Source organism: Chitinophaga silvatica (genome assembly GCF_003419895.1).
Taxonomy (GTDB): domain Bacteria; phylum Bacteroidota; class Bacteroidia; order Chitinophagales; family Chitinophagaceae; genus Chitinophaga; species Chitinophaga silvatica.
The window spans coordinates 30,812-50,669 of record NZ_QPMM01000017.1; the positions used below are offsets into that span (position 1 = coordinate 30,812).

Annotated in this window: 16 protein-coding genes and 1 tRNA gene; 8 read left to right on the forward strand and 9 right to left on the reverse strand. The window is 40.5% G+C overall.

Going from position 1 to position 19,858, the window contains the following annotated elements; genetic code table 11:
- Nucleotides 1-194 precede the first annotated feature (194 nt).
- Nucleotides 195-2,972 (forward strand): TonB-dependent receptor, encoded by a 2,778-nt coding sequence (locus tag DVR12_RS25460; protein WP_116978636.1) that lies wholly within the window; start codon nucleotides 195-197, stop codon nucleotides 2,970-2,972.
- Between the two features lie 313 nt (nucleotides 2,973-3,285).
- Nucleotides 3,286-6,003, forward strand: coding sequence for a hypothetical protein (locus DVR12_RS25465; RefSeq protein ID WP_116978637.1), 2,718 nt, complete (start codon nucleotides 3,286-3,288; stop codon nucleotides 6,001-6,003).
- A 170-nt stretch (nucleotides 6,004-6,173) separates the two neighbouring features.
- Here DVR12_RS25465 and DVR12_RS25470 read toward each other — a convergent pair whose 3' ends face one another.
- Nucleotides 6,174-6,968: a helix-turn-helix domain-containing protein gene (locus DVR12_RS25470; RefSeq protein ID WP_158563373.1), complete on the reverse strand. Its 795-nt coding sequence runs from the start codon at nucleotides 6,966-6,968 to the stop codon at nucleotides 6,174-6,176.
- 92 nt (nucleotides 6,969-7,060) lie between these two features.
- Between DVR12_RS25470 and DVR12_RS25475 the strand changes: the two genes are divergently transcribed.
- The 3 genes from DVR12_RS25475 to DVR12_RS25485 all read left to right on the forward strand — a co-directional run bounded on the left by DVR12_RS25475 (nucleotide 7,061) and on the right by DVR12_RS25485 (nucleotide 9,267).
- Complete coding sequence (locus DVR12_RS25475) at nucleotides 7,061-7,957, forward strand: TIM barrel protein (RefSeq protein ID WP_116978728.1); 897 nt, start codon at nucleotides 7,061-7,063, stop codon at nucleotides 7,955-7,957.
- Between the two features lie 112 nt (nucleotides 7,958-8,069).
- Nucleotides 8,070-8,570, forward strand: coding sequence for a hypothetical protein (locus DVR12_RS25480; RefSeq protein ID WP_116978729.1), 501 nt, complete (start codon nucleotides 8,070-8,072; stop codon nucleotides 8,568-8,570).
- Nucleotides 8,563-9,267, forward strand: coding sequence for a nucleotidyl transferase AbiEii/AbiGii toxin family protein (locus tag DVR12_RS25485; protein WP_116978639.1), 705 nt, complete (start codon nucleotides 8,563-8,565; stop codon nucleotides 9,265-9,267). Before DVR12_RS25480 ends, DVR12_RS25485 begins: the two co-directional genes overlap by 8 nt.
- A gap of 115 nt (nucleotides 9,268-9,382) precedes the next feature.
- Here DVR12_RS25485 and DVR12_RS25490 read toward each other — a convergent pair.
- A tRNA-Glu gene (locus tag DVR12_RS25490) sits at nucleotides 9,383-9,454 on the reverse strand.
- A 140-nt stretch (nucleotides 9,455-9,594) separates the two neighbouring features.
- Between DVR12_RS25490 and gap the strand changes: the two genes are divergently transcribed.
- The 3 genes from gap to DVR12_RS25505 all read left to right on the forward strand — a co-directional run bounded on the left by gap (nucleotide 9,595) and on the right by DVR12_RS25505 (nucleotide 13,533).
- Nucleotides 9,595-10,611 (forward strand): type I glyceraldehyde-3-phosphate dehydrogenase, encoded by a 1,017-nt coding sequence (gene gap, locus DVR12_RS25495; RefSeq protein ID WP_116978640.1) that lies wholly within the window; start codon nucleotides 9,595-9,597, stop codon nucleotides 10,609-10,611.
- 172 nt (nucleotides 10,612-10,783) lie between these two features.
- Complete coding sequence (locus DVR12_RS25500) at nucleotides 10,784-11,974, forward strand: phosphoglycerate kinase (protein WP_116978641.1); 1,191 nt, start codon at nucleotides 10,784-10,786, stop codon at nucleotides 11,972-11,974.
- A 134-nt stretch (nucleotides 11,975-12,108) separates the two neighbouring features.
- On the forward strand, nucleotides 12,109-13,533 hold the full coding sequence (locus tag DVR12_RS25505) for a cation:proton antiporter (RefSeq protein ID WP_116978642.1): 1,425 nt from the start codon (nucleotides 12,109-12,111) through the stop codon (nucleotides 13,531-13,533).
- 560 nt (nucleotides 13,534-14,093) lie between these two features.
- Here the strand turns inward: DVR12_RS25505 and DVR12_RS25515 are convergent.
- The 7 genes from DVR12_RS25515 to rpsP form a co-directional block, all read right to left on the reverse strand.
- Complete coding sequence (locus tag DVR12_RS25515; protein ID WP_116978644.1) at nucleotides 14,094-15,371, reverse strand: lytic transglycosylase domain-containing protein; 1,278 nt, start codon at nucleotides 15,369-15,371, stop codon at nucleotides 14,094-14,096.
- Between the two features lie 10 nt (nucleotides 15,372-15,381).
- Nucleotides 15,382-16,833, reverse strand: coding sequence for an Asp-tRNA(Asn)/Glu-tRNA(Gln) amidotransferase subunit GatA (gene gatA, locus DVR12_RS25520; RefSeq protein WP_116978645.1), 1,452 nt, complete (start codon nucleotides 16,831-16,833; stop codon nucleotides 15,382-15,384).
- A 63-nt stretch (nucleotides 16,834-16,896) separates the two neighbouring features.
- The gene (locus DVR12_RS25525) at nucleotides 16,897-17,157 is read right to left on the reverse strand and encodes a Sec-independent protein translocase subunit TatA/TatB (RefSeq protein WP_116978646.1); all 261 of its coding nucleotides are present in this window, start codon (nucleotides 17,155-17,157) and stop codon (nucleotides 16,897-16,899) included.
- Nucleotides 17,158-17,560: 403 nt separating this feature from the next.
- Nucleotides 17,561-17,908: a 50S ribosomal protein L19 gene (rplS, locus tag DVR12_RS25530; protein ID WP_089758850.1), complete on the reverse strand. Its 348-nt coding sequence runs from the start codon at nucleotides 17,906-17,908 to the stop codon at nucleotides 17,561-17,563.
- Nucleotides 17,909-18,027: 119 nt separating this feature from the next.
- Nucleotides 18,028-18,702 (reverse strand): tRNA (guanosine(37)-N1)-methyltransferase TrmD, encoded by a 675-nt coding sequence (gene trmD / locus DVR12_RS25535; protein WP_116978647.1) that lies wholly within the window; start codon nucleotides 18,700-18,702, stop codon nucleotides 18,028-18,030.
- A gap of 5 nt (nucleotides 18,703-18,707) precedes the next feature.
- Nucleotides 18,708-19,229, reverse strand: a complete 522-nt coding sequence (gene rimM / locus DVR12_RS25540) for a ribosome maturation factor RimM (protein WP_116978648.1) — start codon at nucleotides 19,227-19,229, stop codon at nucleotides 18,708-18,710.
- A gap of 89 nt (nucleotides 19,230-19,318) precedes the next feature.
- Nucleotides 19,319-19,780, reverse strand: coding sequence for a 30S ribosomal protein S16 (gene rpsP / locus DVR12_RS28190; RefSeq protein WP_116978649.1), 462 nt, complete (start codon nucleotides 19,778-19,780; stop codon nucleotides 19,319-19,321).
- Between the last annotated feature and the right edge of the window lie 78 nt (nucleotides 19,781-19,858).

The window sequence follows — 19,858 nt, forward strand, 5'->3', positions numbered from 1 at the left end:
TTATCCTACAAAATATGTAGACTATTGTTTAAGTCAGCGTTATGATATACTTTAGTGGCAGACAATTGATAAAAGATCAATTATCGGAAACCCGGAAACTATCTACCATTTAACCACCAAAATGAAATTTGCTTTGTTTCCCTGTTGCCAATTCAACCAAAACCAATCCCACTTTCAGTTTAAAACAATATTGTATGAAATTCAAAATCTATGCCTTCGCGATGCTGTTACTATTGACCTATTCAGTATATGGTCAGACTATTGAAGGAACAGTATCCGACAAGAACCAACCACTGGTTGGAGCTACCATTTCAGTAGCAGGTACCAGTATCGGAACCATTACTAATCTTGCAGGAAAATACACACTTAATCTAAAGCCCGGAAAACATAAACTAACTGCAAGCTATGTAGGCTATCGCCCGGTTATACAGGAAATCACAGTAGCAGCCGGACAATCACAAACTGTCGACTTCCAGCTTATCACCAACGATGAATTAAATGAAGTGGTAGTATTGGGCTCGAGAAGCGCACCCAGAAGCCAGTTATCTACCGCCGTACCCGTAGATGTGGTAGACATCAAACAAGTAGCCCAGGCCGCCCCGCAGGTGAGCATTAATCAAATCCTTAATTATGTAGCCCCCTCATTTACCTCGAATACCCAAACACTTTCCGATGGAACCGATCATATAGATCCAGCTTCCCTCAGAGGTTTAGGTCCAGATCAGGTATTGGTACTGATAAATGGAAAAAGAAGACATACTACCTCATTGGTAAATATCAATGGTAGTTTCGGAAAAGGTGCTGTAGGAACAGATTTGAATGCTATACCTACTGCCGCAATAAAACGTATTGAAATACTAAGAGATGGAGCTGCCGCTCAATATGGCTCCGATGCAATTGCCGGCGTAATCAACATTGTACTGAATGATGAAGTAAATAAAGTAAATGTTGGAGTAACAACAGGTGGATTAATAGGCAAACACGCAGAAAACGGGCTGGATGGTCAAACCGTTCAGGCCAACCTGAATTATGGTTTACCACTTGGCGAGAAAGGCGGACATATCAACCTGGCAGCTTCCTACGACTATCGCAATGCTGCCAACAGAGGAGGAGTGTTTAACGGTGTAATTTTCTCCGACTATAATGATCCTGCTCTCGCCGATGTTCCTGGTACCCCTACCGGCAAAGACATAACTGATAAAGAACTTGCGAAAAGAGGACTAAGCAGAAAAGATTTCAGCACCCGCATCGGACAATCTGCCAATCGAGGTGGCGCCCTTTTTTTTAATGCATCTCTTCCTGTTAGCGAGAATGCAGAAATATATGCATTTGGCGGGTTGAATTACCGGCATGGAGAAGCAGCAGCATTTTACAGAATGCCCGCACAGCTTACCCAAAACAATGATACCATTTACGCCAACGGATTCTTACCATTGATCGTTACCGATAATAAAGATCGTTCACTGGCCGCCGGAATCAGAGGCAAACTGGGAGAATGGAAAGTTGATTTCAGCAATACATATGGTGAAAATGGGGTTGATTTTACAGTGGCCAATACACTTAATGCCTCTATGCTGAAGGCCTCCCCTACTTCTTTTAAGGCTGGCGGGTACAGATTCCTGCAAAACACTACCAACCTGGATTTCAGCAGATTCTTCGGGGATATACTAAGTGGATTGAACGTGGCATACGGAGCGGAACACCGCTTCGAAAAATACCAGATACTTCCAGGTAGCGAAGCATCTTACACGAACTATGGAAATGCAAGGAATATAGGTACCGGAGTAGACGGAAAGCCTATTTTAGTGGCTGATCCCAGCGGGAATATTTCTACCCGCTTTGCACCGAATGGCAATGCATTTGCCGGAGGAGCACAAAGCTTTACAGGTTTCAGTCCATTAAACGCTACCAATGCATATCGTACATCCATTGCCGTTTATGGAGATGTTGAAGCAAATTTCACCTCCAAACTATTGGTGGACGGAGCTTTACGATTTGAAAATTATTCCGATTTTGGTTCTACACTCAATTGGAAGTTGGCCGGCCGATATCAGTTTAGTCCTAAATTCCTGTTACGTGCCGCTGCCAGCACAGGTTTCAGAGCCCCATCATTACATCAGCGTTACTTCAGTGCTACTTCCAGCATCTTCACTGATGGAATATTTGTGGAATCAGGAACCTTTACCAACGATAGCCGGGTAGCCTCATTGCTGGGAATTCCAAAGCTTAAACAGGAAACTTCCTATAGCTACAGCGCAGGTATTACCAGCAATCTTGGTCATATCAAAGTGACGGTAGATGGATACTTTATCCGGATTAATGACAGGGTAATTTACACCGGTCAGTTTTCAGGTAATAAAACCGGAACGGCACAGGAACAGGAGATTTACAACATATTACGCAGTGCAAATGCCCAGACAGCGCGTTTCTTCGCCAATGCAATCAATACCGAAACCAGAGGTATAGATGCGGTAATTACTTACAATACCCGTGCAGGTAAAGGAAACTTCAGAGCCGATCTTTCAGGTACGTTTTCTAAAACTTCATTAGTCGGACCGGTACATGCTTCTAAATTACTGGCAGGAAAAGAAAGCACCTACCTGGATGATGCTAGCCGTATATACCTGGAAGAAGCCGTACCACGTACGAAAGTAAACCTGACGCTAAACTATTCATTAGGCAAATGGGGCATCTTCCTTCGAAACGTTTACTTTGGAAAAGTGAAGGAAGCAACAAACGTAGTAACCAGTCAGGATATCTATAATGGAAAGGTGATCACTGATCTTAGTGTTAGCTATGCATTTATACCGGCTCTGAGAGTTACTTTAGGTGCAAATAATTTACTGGATGTATATCCCGACGAATTATCAGTTGCTAATCAAAGTTCAGGACGTTTTATATATTCAAGATCTGCCCAGCAATTCGGATTTAATGGAAGATTCCTTTTTGCACGCTTAAATTTTAGTTTCTAATATCTTTTTGGATAGATGTTTATAAAGATGGGATTAGGGGTTAAAACGACCCTTAATCCCATTCTTATTTATGTTTAATTCACCGTTCATCAATCCCCGTTAGCGCTGGCAAACTATTTTAAACTTTTCAGCAAGTTTATTTCTATTTAAGAAAATTGCTTACATAAAACACTTATATTTGTTTACATAATTTATTACCAGGCGTAAACAAATGCCTGAAAGTCATTACATCAGCCAATTTTAAATAGTATACTTACTTTTTAGAATGCCTACATTATTGTTAGTTCCCCGTTATTTGAAAAATTGACAACAAGTGAAAAAAGGTTTACTACTCTTTGCGTTATTGAACATTGGTTCACTAACAGCATTCTCTCAAGCCTATCCTAATGTGGTCGGCGATAAGTATGTCAACAAACAGCCAGCATCAAAAGCGCAGGTAAGCAAGCCTACTGCCGAAGTATTTTCTGAAGCTAAGGAGAAATGGGTTACACTTAAGCCCAATGCAACTTCAAGAGTAGATAGCAGTAATGCGGTACCAGACCTCATCTTTAAAATTAAAGCTCCGGAAGCCGGCACCTACGAACTTTCCACGATTGCTACGCTTACCCCAACGGGTAAGGACATCCTGAAAGATGATAAAGGCAACCCAATCACTGCTTATGTCAAATTACAAATAGACAATGAACGTCCGACCCGTAGAATCCTTTATGATACCTATAAAGGAGGGAAACAGGTAACTGGTAAATTTGAATTAACTGGTAAAGAACAGCTAGTAAAAGTATGGCTTCCAAAAGGTGTACAACTCGGATTTCTTGAGTGGAAAAACTATAATGATCCGGTTGTTCCAACCGCCGCTCAGAACTACGTACCTAAAATTGTTCCTCCGGCCGGTCACCCCAGAATCTGGGTAAATCAGCAATCCTTGCCGCTGATTAAATCAAGGCTCACTGCAGCTGAAAACCAGCCTGCCTGGGAAAAAGTTACCGCAGCCGCTAAAACACCTTTCCACTTCGATTTCGATATACAAAAAGAGATTTATTACCGCGAAGATGTAGAAAAAGCAGCCGAAGCAAAAGCTTTCTATTACCTGATGACCAACGATCAAAAAGTTGGTAAAGAAGCCGTAAAGCTAATGGTGGATTACCTTTCTGTCCTCGAATTCGGGAATGTTACTTATGGTGATATCACCCGCGAAATTGGCAGGGCCATCTACACCGGTTCTCTGGTTTATGATTGGTGCTTCGATCTTTTAAACAAAGACGATAAGCAGCAACTTTATACACATATGCTGAAACTAGCCAGAGAAATGGAAATCGGCTGGCCTCCATTTATGGATAGCATTGTAAACGGACATGGCAATGAAGCCCAGGTAAGCCGCGACCTGCTTGCCATGAGCATTGCACTGTATGACGAAAATCCAACGCTTTACAAATACACTTCCTATACCGTATTGGAACAACTGGTTCCTATGCGCAAATTCGAATACGAATCGCCACGTCACAACCAGGGTGTGGATTACGGAGCATACCGACTCGGTTGGGAAATGCACGCAGTTTGGCTGTATTACAGAATGACAGGTTACCCCGTATTTGATGATAACATAAAACAACTCCCCTACTTCTGGTTATACATGCGCTTACCGGATGGATATATGCTGAGGGATGGCGATATGTTCAATGTTAAGAATGTAAATGGCAAGCGCCCTTATTGGAAACAACCGCAAACTATGTTGCTTACTTCTGCCTATGCCAATGATCCAATACTGAAAGGTGAATTCGAAAGACAGGGCGGACTACCAGATAACCCGGTATTATTTCTGTTAGTAAATGATCCATCACTTAAAGCAAATCCAAATTTAAATTCGCTTCCACTTACCAAAAACTTTGGTAAGGTATTAGGAGGAATGGTAATCCGCACAGGTTGGGATAATACTCCGGACAGTAAGGATGTTATTGCTGAAATAAAAGGAGGTGGATATCATTTTGCCAATCACCAACATCCGGATGCAGGAGCATTACAATTATTCCATCATGGAATGCAACTTGGTGATATTGGTTTGTATATCGGTTATGGCACTCCATATGATTACAATTTCAACAAACGCTCTATTGCACACAGTATGATGCTGGCAAAAGACCCTAACGAAAAATGGTTGTTCAGAGCAAAAGACAATGACGGAGGAGCCAGATTCAATCAGCGTTTCCCTATGTCACCTGCTGAAACTACAACAGATCCATGGTTCGATAACGGACAGGTACTTTCGGCTTCTTTCGGACCCTCTGCAGAGAAACCAACATTCAATTACTTCAAAGCAGATCTGACAGGTGCATACAGCAGCAAAATGACCAGCTATACACGTGGATATTGCTTCTTAAACCTTGGCAGAACAGATATTCCGGCCGTTATTATCCTGACCGACGATATGACTACCGGGCAAGCCAATTTTACAAAATACTGGCAGATCAATACCAACAACAAACCTGAACAACAAGGAGATAATATTGTACTAAATAATTCATTAAACGGGCATGTGGGCAAAACATATGTAAACATGCTGATACCAGCACCTGCCAACAGAAAAATGCAAATTTTCAGTGGGGCTGAAGCCAACAGCAACTTCGATGAGAAATTTGAAGTGAAGTCCGACAAACCAGAAGCTACTGCTAACAGAATAATGATTTCACCTGCTTCTGAAAACCGCCAGGATCGCTTCCTTACAGTATTCCAGGTTGCAGAAGGCAATAGCGCACCATTACCTGTTACTTATAAGGAAACACCAGAATACTACCTTGTAGAAATTGCAGATCAACTTGTCTGTATGAGCGTAGGTAGTGATCTGATTAAAAACGATATTAATCTTGATGTAAAGGAAAACAGAACAGTAACACTCACTGGCCTTAAACCAGGTTTCTGGACCATTACAGGACCTCAGGGTAAGATTAACAGTATTGATGTTTTACAGGAAAAAAATACACTCAACTTTAAGGCAACAGCCGGAAAATATACTATATCCTATGGAAGAAGCTATTGATAGAAAATAGGTTTTTCATTTTTTTCATATAAACTATAAGAGATTGTTTTCTAACAATCTCTTTTTTTATTATCCCAGTTCCAACGCCTCACAATTAATCTTACCTGCTGTTCATTTATCCAATATTGAAAAGAAAGATGAGGTTAATAAACTGGTAATAGATTTCTTTCCTAGTAACTGATTCCGCTATTTGTTAAAATATAATTTTCTTTTCTAAACTTCCCCGGGGAAACATTTAGCATTGTTTTAAACGTTTTAATAAAATGTGCCTGATCATAAAACCCTTCTTCCAAAGCAAGATTACTGAACCTAATACCACTTGCTATCTGCCATCGATCTATGAGACTTCTGATCCTGATAATACCTGCATACTCTTTAGGTGAAAGTCCAAGTGCCGATTTAATTACAGTTTCAAGATAGCGATTAGACCAGCCTGTCTGATCGGCCAGTTCACTGATGGCTATATTGCCTTTAGACCGGCGAATCAACTGACATACGTTCATCGCTGGTTTTATTACTGTTTCGTTACCAATAAAAGCTCCTGAATTAAAATAGTTCATGATTTGTTTTTCATCAGCTATATCAAAGTTGAGGTTCAGTGAATGAGAAGTTAATGCTATTGGGATAAAGCTATCAGCCGTTTCATACAACGGATCTTTCATAAACAATAAAGGACTCCAGGGATAAAATTGAACCAGAAATATTTTCGTATTGCCGTATAGGTGAATATTAATGCTTGAAGTAAGCTGCCCACATAAATACCCTCCTTTACCCAGAATAGCATTCACTTTAGCACCGGTAATTGCAATACCTTCCCCGGAAATAAATGCAATATTGAAACATCCATTTGGTAATACCTGCTTATCTGTTAAGGGATTGGGATTATTTGAATTATCGAGTACCCAGCATTTTTTAATATAACTGGCTACAGATGCTCCGACGGGGTATTCAACATATCTAAACATATAACAAGATAAAAAATATTTTATGCTTCGCATTTTTACAATGATGGATGGTGGTTGGAGAATAAGTTTACCGGGCATTTTAATACCCACTTATGAACAGAAGAAATTTTATCAGAACTACCGGCGCATTGGCAGCAGCAGGCATGTTGCCATCCTGGGCAAGTGCAAAACCAGCATTCAATTATAAGCTTGGTTTGCAACTCTACAGCCTAAATACCGAGATGAAAAATGATCCACGCGGCACACTCAAAAAGGTCAGCTCCTATGGCTATCAGCATGTGGAGACCTATGGTTTTAATCATGGAGGCAACAAGTTTTACTGGAATATGGAACCTGAAGTTTTCCATGCACTGCTGCAGGAAAACAACCTTACCACGAGCAGCGGGCATTACGATATCGATAAGTTCCTGCTGGCTGGAGTAACAGTTGATGAGCGGAAAAGATATGTTGATGATTGTATCAAAGGAGCCAAAGTATTAGGTCAGCAATACATTGTATGGCCGTGGTTAGATCCGCAATTGCGCAACATGGAAAAATTCCATCTGTTGGCTCAAACTTTAAATGAAATCGGAGAACAGGTACATGAAGCCGGTTTACAGCTCCTGTATCATAATCACAATTTCGAATTTGTAAAAGAGAATGGTAAAATGGGTTATGACATCATTCTGAGCGAAACCGATCCAAAATTGGTAAAACTGGAACTGGATCTTTACTGGGCCATCAGATCGGGGCAAGACCCGCATCAACTGTTTAGTAGTCAACCTGGCAGATTTGCTGTCTGGCATATAAAAGACATGGATAAAACCAATCCGGATTTGCATACCGTGGTTGGAGACGGAAGTATTGACTTTAAGAAGATATTACCAGAAGCACGTCTTTCGGGTCTTAAGCAGATTTTTGTAGAGCAGGGTAATAACTATGTGCCGGATGCGCTTAGTTGTGTGGCGAAGAGTGCGAAGTATATGAAGAGGGAGATATTAGGTAAGTGATTTTAAAGTAATCATCGAAAAGGAAATAAATTTACGGATATTTTGTGATTTGCAAATTGCAAATCACAAAATATCCGTAAATTTATAAAATATGAGGCGCAAACATAATGGTATGAGACCCCAGGATTTGGTGATTCTACTTAAGATTATTACCAAAGGCGAAAATCCTTGGCAACTCAAAGATCTGTCCAATTCATTGTATATCAGTAATTCTGAGGTTTCAGAATCCCTGGAGAGGAGCCTATATGCCAACTTAATCGATTTTGATAAGAAAAATGTCAATAGGGGAAATTTTCTTGATTTCCTTCTCTTCGGAATGAAATATGTCTTTCCTGCAAAGGCAGGTATATTAACTCGAGGAGAGCCTACCGCGCATTCACATCCATTTATGAAGGAATACATTAGTAGTGATTATGCTTATGTATGGGCATCTTCCACTGGGTCAGTTATCGGTCAAGAAATTGAGCCATTTTATCCTAACCAGATCAAGGCGATAAAGGAAGATCAAGAACTTTATAAATTACTGGCATTGCTTGATGTGATCAGAGTTGGAAGATTAAGAGAAATATCTATTGCTGAAATGTACCTTAAAAAATCACTAGCATATGGCTGACCATACAAATATTGTACGCATTAAGGCTGTACACAATGCTTTACAGGAATTGCACGAGCATGTAGTATTCGTTGGAGGAGCTACAATCTCATTATACGCAGACCGGCCCATTTTTGAAGTTCGGCCCACTGATGATATTGATGTTATTATTGAGATACTCAATTATAATCAACGCCAGAAACTGGAAGAGCGATTGAGAGAAATTGGATTTGTAAATGATATAGAATCTGGTGTCATTTGTCGATTTAAGATTAAGGGAATAATAGTTGACATTATGCCTACAAATGACCCTTCAATAGGATTCCACAATAAATGGTACCCAAGAGGATATGAACTTGCACAAACATATCAATTTGAGAACAGTATGACTATTCGGATTTTGAGTGCACCATATTTTCTGGCAACTAAAATAGAAGCTTTTAAAGGCAGAGGAAATGGAGATGGCAGGATTAGTCATGATTTTGAGGATATTGTTTTTATTATGGAGAATAGAGGGAGGTTATGGGAAGAATTGAATAATTGTGACAACGAGATAAAAACGTATTTGCAGTCAGAATTTTCAATTCTTTTAAATAATCAATATTTCTATGAATGGATCGATAGTCATGTGGAACGTGGAAGTATGCCTCCGCAGACACCAATAATCCTTGATCGCCTCAAAAAGTTCTGTAACCAAACAAATAGGACTATTGATTAAACAGTAAGAAGACTTAATGGTAAGAAAAATATGTAATTATCAAAACGAAAAAGCTCATCGGATTGATGAGCTTTTTCGTTTTGAGATGTTAAAAATCTAACATGCCAATTTCTTGTACCACGTACGGGAATCGAACCCGTGATTCCTCCGTGAAAGGGAGGCGTCTTAACCCCTTGACCAACGCGGCGTATCGTTTTGGGATTGCAAAGGTATAACCTTATTTTATATTTCCAAAAAAAATTTTGATAACTTAAATTTGTATTGATTAATAGTGGTATTGATTGTAAATTTGTTCTCGATTTTTTCATACTCAAATCACGATGTAAAATGGGAAGTACTCTCAAAATTGGTATTAATGGTTTCGGCCGTATTGGTCGTTTGGTATACCGCCAAATTTACAAAATGCCCGGTATTGATGTGGTTGCAATCAATGACCTCACCAGCCCTACACAGCTGGCGCATTTGCTGAAATATGATTCAGCTCAGGGTAGGTTTGATGCAGAGGTTAAACATTCTGAAAATGCTATTAACGTAAATGGTGAAGACATTACTATATATGCACAGAAAGACCCATCTCAAATTCCTTGGGGAAAACACGAAATCGATGTAGTTATCGAATGTACTGGTTTCTTCGCCGATAAGGATAAAGCTGAGGCTCACATCAAAGCTGGTGCTAAGAGAGTGGTTATTTCTGCTCCTGCTACCGGTGACCTGAAAACTGTAGTTTTCAACGTTAACCACGATATCCTCGACGGTAGCGAAACTGTTATCTCTTGTGCTTCTTGTACTACTAACTGTCTGGCTCCTATGGCTAAAGTATTGAATGACAAATATGGCATTCTCTCTGGCTTAATGACCACAGTTCACGCATACACCAACGATCAGAACACCCTGGATGCTCCACATCCGAAAGGTGACCTGCGTCGTGCACGTGCTGCTGCTGCTAACATCGTTCCTAACAGCACCGGTGCTGCTAAAGCAATCGGACTGGTATTACCTGCTCTGAAAGGTAAACTGGATGGTAGTGCACAACGTGTTCCTACTATCACAGGTTCTTTAACTGAGCTGACTACCATCCTTGGTGCAAAAGTTACTGCTGAAGAAATCAATGCTGCAATGAAAGCTGCCAGCAACGAATCTTTCGGTTACACTGAAGATGAAATCGTAAGCTCCGATATCATCGGTATCCACTACGGTTCATTATTCGATGCTACTCAAACCAAAGTTCTGACTGTTGGCGAACACCAACTGGTTAAAACTGTTTCCTGGTACGATAACGAAATGAGCTACGTATCACAGCTGGTTCGTACTGTTAAGTACTTCGCTGGCCTGATCAGCAAATAATATTTATACTCCCGGCCCAATAGCCGGGAGTATCTTTTTAATAAATCCGCAGCACTACACCATTACAGCATTAGTCCGGTTCCACTTTTTTAAAGCGGATCTCTTTTGCCTTAATCTGGTACTGCGGTTTTTTATGCTCCATCTTTTCTCGTTATCTTAAATTCGATACCATATGAGTAAATTCACTGACTATAACTTCAATGGACGTAAAGCTCTTGTGCGCGTTGATTTCAACGTTCCGTTGAACGATAAATTTGAAATTACCGACGACACCCGTATGCGTGCCGCCGTTCCTACCATAAAAAAAATCCTGAAAGACGGCGGTGCTGTGATCTTAATGTCGCACCTCGGCCGTCCGAAAGATGGACCTACCGATAAATATTCTTTACGTCACCTGGTTTATCACCTGATCTCCCTCCTGGGTGGTACTACTGTTAAATTTGCAGAAGACTGTGTTGGACCAATTGCTGAAAAAGCAGCTGCCGACCTGCAAATGGGTGAAGTTCTCCTACTCGAAAACCTCCGCTTCCATAAAGCTGAAGAAAAAGGTGATGCATCTTTTGCTGAAGAACTCTCTAAACTGGGTAATGTATACGTAAACGATGCTTTCGGTACCGCTCACCGCGCACACGCTTCTACCGCTGTAATCGCACAATTCTTTGCTCCTGCAAACCGTATGTTCGGTTTGCTGATGGATGCTGAAGTTAGCAGTGCCCAAAAAGTATTGAATAACGCCGAGCGCCCATTCACAGCCATTCTTGGTGGTGCTAAAGTGAGTGATAAAATTCTTATCATCGAAACCCTGATGGATCGTGCAAATAACATCATCATTGGTGGTGGTATGGCTTATACTTTCCTCAAAGCTCAGGGTAAAGAAATCGGTAGCTCTCTCTGCGAAAACGACAGACTTGAACTGGCAAATGAACTCGTAGCTAAAGCAAAAGAAAAAGGTGTAAACCTTGTTTTACCAGTTGATTCCGTTGCTGCTGATAAATTTGCGGCAGATGCAAATACTCAGGTGGTTTCTAACGATAATATTCCTGCTGGCTGGATGGGTCTGGATATCGGTCCTAAATCCATTGTCCTTTTCGGAGAAGTAATTGGCAACTCTAAAACTATTCTCTGGAATGGTCCTATGGGAGTATTTGAAATGCTTCCTTTCCAGGGCGGTACCAAAGGTGTGGCAGAAGCTATTGTTGCTGCAACTGCAAATGGTGCCTTCTCATTAGTTGGCGGTGGCGACTCTGTAGCTGCTGTTAATCAATTCGGAATTGCGGATAAAGTAAGTTACGTATCTACCGGTGGTGGTGCTTTGCTGGAATTCTTCGAAGGAAAAGAATTACCTGGTATTGCTGCTATCTAAGCATTCCACATTATAAAGTTATTATTAACTAACATAAGGATTGTAGTGAAGTTGTTTTGGATTGAAAAAAAATTCGCAACTTCATTATAATCCTTTGTTGCTTTATAAGCATTCATCAAATTAATACAACAATAATGAACAAACGCTTTCTATGGTACCCTGTTATCATCGGTGTATTTGCGCTGCTAATCTGGTTTATTCTGGAGAAAGGCCAATCATTGCCGATGCATACAGGTAGCATTGCTGTTACCCCTGCAGCTCATGCAGTTGTTTCTTCTGCCAGCTGGCTCCAATATTTCGATAACCTTAAGCATCCACTCGGCTTATTGCTTCTGCAAATAATGCTGATAATGCTGGTGGCTCGTTTATTCGGATGGCTTGCCAACAGAATAAAACAACCGGCTGTTGTAGGCGAAATTATAGCTGGCGTTTTATTAGGCCCATCCCTGTTGGGCTGGACACTTCCCTCCTTTTCTGCTTTCCTCTTTCCGGCAGATTCATTAAAAAACCTTCAGTTCCTCAGCCAGATAGGCCTTGCCTTTTTTATGTTTATAGTAGGCATGGAACTGGATATCCAGAAAATCCGCCAGAAAGCACATGATGCGGTAATGATCAGTCATGCCAGTATTATTATACCATTCTTCCTGGGCGTTTCACTGGCCTATTTTCTCTTTACACGTTTTGCACCCCCTCAGGTAAGCTTCTTATCATTTGCCTTGTTTATGGGCATCGCAATGAGTATAACAGCCTTCCCTGTACTTGCACGTATTGTGCAGGAAAGAAAATTAACGAATACTCCACTCGGTGTAATGGCTATTACCTGTGCAGCAGCTGATGATGTTACAGCCTGGTGCATCCTGGCTGTGGTAGTAGCAATTGTAAATGCCGGTGGTTTAGTAAGTGCCATTATCACTATTATCCTTGCATTGGTTTTTGTGTTGATTATGTTGATGGCTGTTCGCCCGTGGCTGAATAAAACATTGTCACACTATCTGGAAAAAGATCAGCAGAAAAGAGCTGTATCACTGAGTTTCCTCATTTTGTTGGTGGCTGCCTGGTTTGCAGAAGTTATAGGTATTCATGCGCTGTTTGGCGCATTTCTGGCTGGTGTAATTATGCCAGGTAATACCATTAAAACTATACTAACCGATAAACTGGAAGATGTAAGCGTTATGTTACTATTGCCCATTTTCTTTGTATTCACAGGCTTAAGAACGCATATCGGCCTGTTAAATCAGGGTGATCTCTGGTTAGTATTCGGTATGATTATGTTTGTTGCTGTTGCCGGTAAATTTGGAGGTAGTACCATTACCGCCCGTTTAATGGGTCAGAACTGGCATAGCGCGGTATCTATTGGAGCTTTAATGAATACCCGCGGATTAATGGAGCTGGTAGTTTTGAACATCGGTTTCGATCTTGGTATTCTGTCTCCTGAAATCTTTGCCATGATGGTGCTTATGGCTTTGGCAACAACATTTATGACCGGACCATTGCTCGATTTAGTTGGATATAGTGAAAGGAAACGAGCTGCTATTAGTAGAATTTCCTATCAGGATTAATAATAGATAGATTGATGATATTTTTTTGAAGGGATGCTGTTTTAGCATCCCTTTTTATTTTGATTTCAGGATTGATACTTTATTGATTGAAATGGTTATTTGTGTGGATGCTATTAATGCTAGATATCTGATTATTGGATTTATTTTTGTTACCGTAGGCAGGGCGGGGGCAAGCCCCGCCCCTACATGGTTTCAGCGAATTACAGTTTCTATATTGCAGAATTGTTTCTTTCCAGAATTGAAATTAGTAGATTGACATTTAAAATGAAATTAAACTACCAGATGAAAATTTGGATCCGCTGAAACCATGTAGGGGCGGGGCTTGCCCCCGCCCTGCCTACGGTAACAGAAATAAATCCTTTAAATTGAATTCAATATTCACTCAACATTCTTCTTAACCTAATACCATTGGGCTTACCTACGATAAAAGAAATTCATCAATCACCTAAAAACAATAAAATCAGGATTTATCTTTCTTAACATAGCATTCTGCCAACAGTAAAAGAAAAGGGCTAACCAATATAACCGGTTAGCCCTTTTTAGAATTTCTTATATATTCTTTATTTCGCTTTGTGCGTAGTTTTCTTTTTTGCAGCTGTATGTTTCTTAGCTGTTGAATGTTTTTTTGCTGCTGGCTTCTTGTAAGTAGTTTTCTTAGCAGGAGCTTTTGCAACATTGGTAGTTTTTTCAGCCATTTTTACTGGTGGTGGAAATTTAGATTTATCCACACCTACAGCTTTATCATCAAGCGTCAACTGAACTGATTCCTTGAGCATTTCTTCTTTTTCGGCAAGGAATTGTTTCATTTTAGTTTTCGGAACTCGCAGATCGTAGCTGTTTTCCGGGCTGCTCATAGCTTTTGTGAAGCCTGGGTTCAGACGATCTAATTCAGCTACAGGGATATCCAGTTTCTTAGCGATAGCTTCGAGTCTGTATTTTCCGGTTACATTGATTTCAACTGTGTTGAAGATTTCTTCTTCAGACAGAGGTGCTCTGGTAATACGTTCTTCAACCGGCATGTTAACGGTGATAGTTTTATTAACATCTTCATCGTCGCTTACGCCGAAGAAGTTATTGAATCTATCGAGGATATATCCGGTGGCTATGAATTTGTAGACGTGGTTACGAGATTCTGCAGGTAAGAAATATTGCATACCCCAGAAATCAGTACGTCCGCTGGCGTTAATCGCTTTCTGAACACCGCCAGGGCCGCAGTTATATGCAGCAACTACGAGTAACCAATCGCCGAACTGAGAATAAAGTTGATTCAGGAATTGTGCGGCAGCGAGAGTAGATTTATAGAAGTCTTTTCTTTCGTCTACTTTTTTACCAACGTTCAGACCGAAGATGCGTGCGGTACCTGCCATAAATTGCCAGGCGCCTACAGCTCCTACTTTGGAACGAGCATTGGTATTGAAACTCGATTCAATAACCGCGAGGTATTTCATTTCTTCTGGAATACCGTTATCGCGGAATACCTTTTCGATCATGGTAAAATAGGGTTGGCCCCTATCGATCATGATTTGGAGGTGTTGACTATATCTGGTGGCATAGTTATTCACATAACCGGCAACCAGGTTATTGTTTATTTGCTCATATACTTTCGGGCTACGAATAGTATTAGGCAAACTTTGCGCAGCTTTTTTAACTGCCAGGGATGTTGGAGATGCTGCTACAGTATCTTTTGGTAAATGAACTTTGTGGTTCATTTTTAATACCGTAGTATCGGGTGTTCCCATCGAATACACCATCTCTTTAGGATTGCTATTGCCCCCCCTTGCACTCACACACACTAAACTCGTTGCTGGCAACAGCAGTAGTAAAAAGATTTTTCTCATACAATTTATTTTAAACAACAGTCACTTGCTCATTAGCCATTAACAGGCGGGCTATCTGGAGCAAGCTTTCTTCGCTAAACTTCTTTGTGATGATCTGTACACCGTATGGCATTCCATTAGAATGCTTGGCCAGGGGAACGGATATTGCCGGAACCCCTACTAAATTGGCCAGTACCGTATAAATATCTGCCAGGTACATGGCTATCGGATCGTCAGTTTTTTCTCCTAATTTGAAAGCTGTGGATGGCACAGTTGGCATTAAAATGGCGTCGTACTCTTCTAAAATCTCATTCAGTTTTTCTGCAACAAGACGCCTAACTTGTTGTGCCTTAGTGTAATATGCGTCGTAATATCCCGCGCTTAGCACAAACGTTCCCAGTAATATACGACGTTTTACTTCGATACCAAACCCTTCCGACCTACTTTTTTTGTAAAAATCTGTCAAATCAAGGTTTTTTTCGCTGGTTCTGTGTCCAAATTTTACCCCATCGTAACGAGATAAATTGGATGACGCTTCTGCGGTTGTCAACACATAATAGGCAGGCACAATATGATCAAGATAATCGAAACTTTGTCCGGTTACGGTATGACCAATTGATTCCAATTCTTCAAAGAAGTCGATATAGCCTTCTCTCATCTCTGCGTCCAGACCCTCGTGGTACTGTGCATCTCTTAAATACGCAAATTTGAAAGATTTATTGCGTTCTACTTCCAGGTTGGCTGTATAATCAGGTACGGGATGTTGAGATGCTGTACTATCGAACTCATCCGGTCCGGCTATTACTTGTAGAACTACCGCCACATCTGCAATATTCCTGCCAAAAATACCAATCTGATCAAAAGATGACGCGTAGGCGATTAAACCGTGACGAGAGATGCGGCCATAGGTTGGTTTTAGTCCAACTATCCCGCAAAAATCGGCTGGTTGGCGAACTGAGCCGCCGGTATCACTACCCAGACTAACATGGCAGAGGTTGGCTTGCACTGCTACTGCAGATCCACCAGAAGAGCCACCAGGTACTCTGGAATTATCTAATGCATTTAAAGTGGGTCCATAAGCCGAATTCTCATTCGTGGATCCCATTGCGAATTCATCGCAGTTGAGATTTCCGATGATTATTGCATCTTCTGCCAACAGCCTTTCTATTGCAGTAGCAGAAAATATGGAGGTAAACCCTTCCAACATTTTGGAAGCGGCACTTACATTATGACCTTTATAGCAGATAACATCTTTAATTCCCACCACTACACCTGCTAAAGCACCCAGCTTTTCGTCCCTTTTCAGACGAGCATCCAGTTCTTGTGCCTTTTCCAGGGCTTCTTCCTCATACACTTCCAGGAAGGCATTCAGATGTTTTAGCTTAGCTATGCGGTCCAGGAACGAACGTACCTGTTCCACACAACTTGTTCTGCCGGCGTATAATGCTTCTTGAAAAGTAGTTATACTGCTAAGTTCAGACAAAGCTAAATCGGTTGATTATTTATAATCAGGACAATGAAAATTGGCAATAGGTAACGTATGCAATTATTTTGACGCCTCAGTAGAGTGAGTATCAGTAGTAGCAGACGGTTGTACAGGTTTTTCTTTCATTCCTTCTTCAATCTCCTGGCGCACATTGTTTTTGGCGTCATTGAATTCGCGGATTCCTTTACCCAAACCACGCATTAATTCTGGAATTTTCTTTCCTCCAAACAGCAACAATACAACAACAGCAATTAACAGTAATTCGGACATTCCGATATCCTGAAGAATTAAAAATGATGATTTAACAAAAACAGCAGTCATCTTCTCAAATATTTATAGTGTTCAGTAAACAAAGATAGAGCATAAAATCCGCTTTTTCACTCCATTTATTCAACCTTTAATACCATTTTAAGAAATGTAGTTTCTCGCAAAGGCTCAAAGATTAATATTAAGATGCAAAGGATTTTTTTAAGATATATAAGAATTGAAGCGAATATTTTAATATGGGTTATATTTTTAATTGTTGATCAGTTTCTTATTATTAAAAAACAATCAAAAATCATTAATAATAGCACTCATAAACATCTGCTTCAACCCTTATATATCTTAAAAAAATCCTTTGCACCTTAATATTAATCTTTGCGTCTTTGCGAGAAATACACGGACAAACGAAAAAAGCGGAACCATTACGGCACCGCTTTTAACAAATTTCCCTGTATTTATACTAAACCCTTTTTTCTTTGATACGGGCTTTCTTACCAGCACGTTCGCGCAGGTAGTAAAGCTTAGCTCTTCTAACTTTACCCACTTTATTCAGCACAATACCGTCGATATTAGGAGAGTAAAGCGGAAACAGTCTTTCCACGCCTATGCCATCAGAAATTTTTCTAACAGTGAAAGAAGTCGTGAATCCTGTACCCTGGATTTTCAACACATCACCTTTAAAGGACTGAATCCTTTCTTTATTACCTTCCACGATTTTATAATTGACAGTGACGTTGTCGCCTGCTTTAAACTTCGGGTACTGTTTCTTAGCTGTCAGTTGTTCGTGAACAAACGAAATTGCGTTCATCTTTCAAATATTTATGGGAGTGCAAAAGTAAGTCAAGAAATAGCATTTACCAAATTAAAAAGCAAGAAATTATGTTATTAAGTTGATAACATGCCAAAATTGACCTCATAATCATTTAGTTATGTTAATAAATCTGGTCGTCTGGCTTTTGTACGATCTACAGAAGCCTGATGACGCCAGTCATCGATTTTCTTGTGATCGCCGCTTAATAGAATATCAGGCACTTTCCAGCCTCTGAAATCTACCGGCCTGGTATAAACAGGCGGGGCAAGCAAATTATCCTGAAAAGAGTCGGATAATGCGCTGGTTTCATCATTCAGGACCCCGGGAATCAGTCGGCCGATGGCATCTACCAGTACCGCTGCTCCTAATTCTCCACCACTAAGTACATAATCTCCTATAGAAATTTCCTTAGTAATAAAATGATCCCTGATTCGCTGATCAATTCCTTTGTAATGCCCGCATAGCATCAGTAAATTCCCTTTCAGAGAGAGCTGATTCGCCATTTTCTGATTTAAAGTTTCTCCATCCGGTGTCAGATAGATAATTTCATCATACTTAACTTTTGCCTGTAGGGATTCTATTGCATTTACAATAGGTTCCAACATCATTACCATTCCGGCACCTCCTCCAAACTGATAATCATCTACCTGATTGTGTTTCAGGTTAGAATACTGGCGAAGAGGGTGAACGTGCACTTCCAGCAAACCTTTCGCCTGCGCCCTTTTCATTATGGAATGAGAAAGCGGGCTTTCCAACAATTCTGGCAGTACTGTAATGATATCTATACGCATAATTTTCAGCTTGTATATAATTCAATCAACCCATCCGGTAATTGCAGGTGAACTACCTGATTCTTTTTGTCCACTTTTACAAGGGTTTGCTCATTTATTGGCAATAAAGCCTCTTTTCCGCCAATAAAAACTTTTGCCAACACCTGCATAGGCATTTCAATTACTTCTTCTACTGTACCTAAGGCACCATGTTGCTCATCCATAACCGCGAACCCCAGGAGGGCCAGTGGGGCGGATGAAGCTGTTTGCTGTTTAAAGTCTTCTTCCTGAAGAAAAACCTGTGCCGGCATTAGCTTATGAGCAGCTTCCTTGGTATCTATTCCTTCCAATTTCAGAAATACCTGTTCGTGATCTTTAATCTTTACAGATTGTACAAAGTAAGGGATAAAGCTGTTTTTTCGTTCTTCGAGGAAGATGACGGAAACACCTTTGAGGGCAGATCTTTTGCCCAGGCTATGGCGTAATATCAACTCTCCCTGTAAACCATGCGCTGAGGCAAGCTTTCCTATACTGAAATAATTACTCATATCCTTTAGATTAGGTACTGCATTAAAAAAAAGGAAATATTTGCAAGGCAAATATTTCCTTTTTCAGGTATTGTTAAAACGTTTCCGTTTTATGCTTCTGTACCTTCTCCTTCTGCCGGAGCTTCAGTTGCCGGAGCTGGAGCATCTTCAACTTTTCTTACAATTGGAGCTGCAATTCTAGCTTTTTTGTGGCTGTCGCGACGGGCAGAAACTTTTTGTTCGTGTTCAGCTTGCCATTGTGCAAATTTTTGGTAAGCAGTAGGCTCGTCGAACAGGTTCAGGGAAACACCTCTTAACAGGTGTTTTAAATACAATACACCTTTGAAAGACAAGATCCTTCTAACAGTATCAGTAGGTTGTGCACCTTTCTGCAACCAGCGTAAAGCTTTTTCGGTGTCGATATTGATCGACGCTGGAACTGTTAATGGATTGTAAGTACCGATTTTTTGGATGAATTTACCATCCCTTGGAGCGCGAGCGTCAGCTACTACAATGAAGTAGAAAGGTCTTTTTTTCGCGCCATGTCTCTGCAGTCTGATTTTTACTGGCATAAATAAGTCGAGATTATTTTTTGCGAGTTAGGAAATATTGTTTAATTAGGGATGCAAATGTAAACAGTAAGTTTTTAT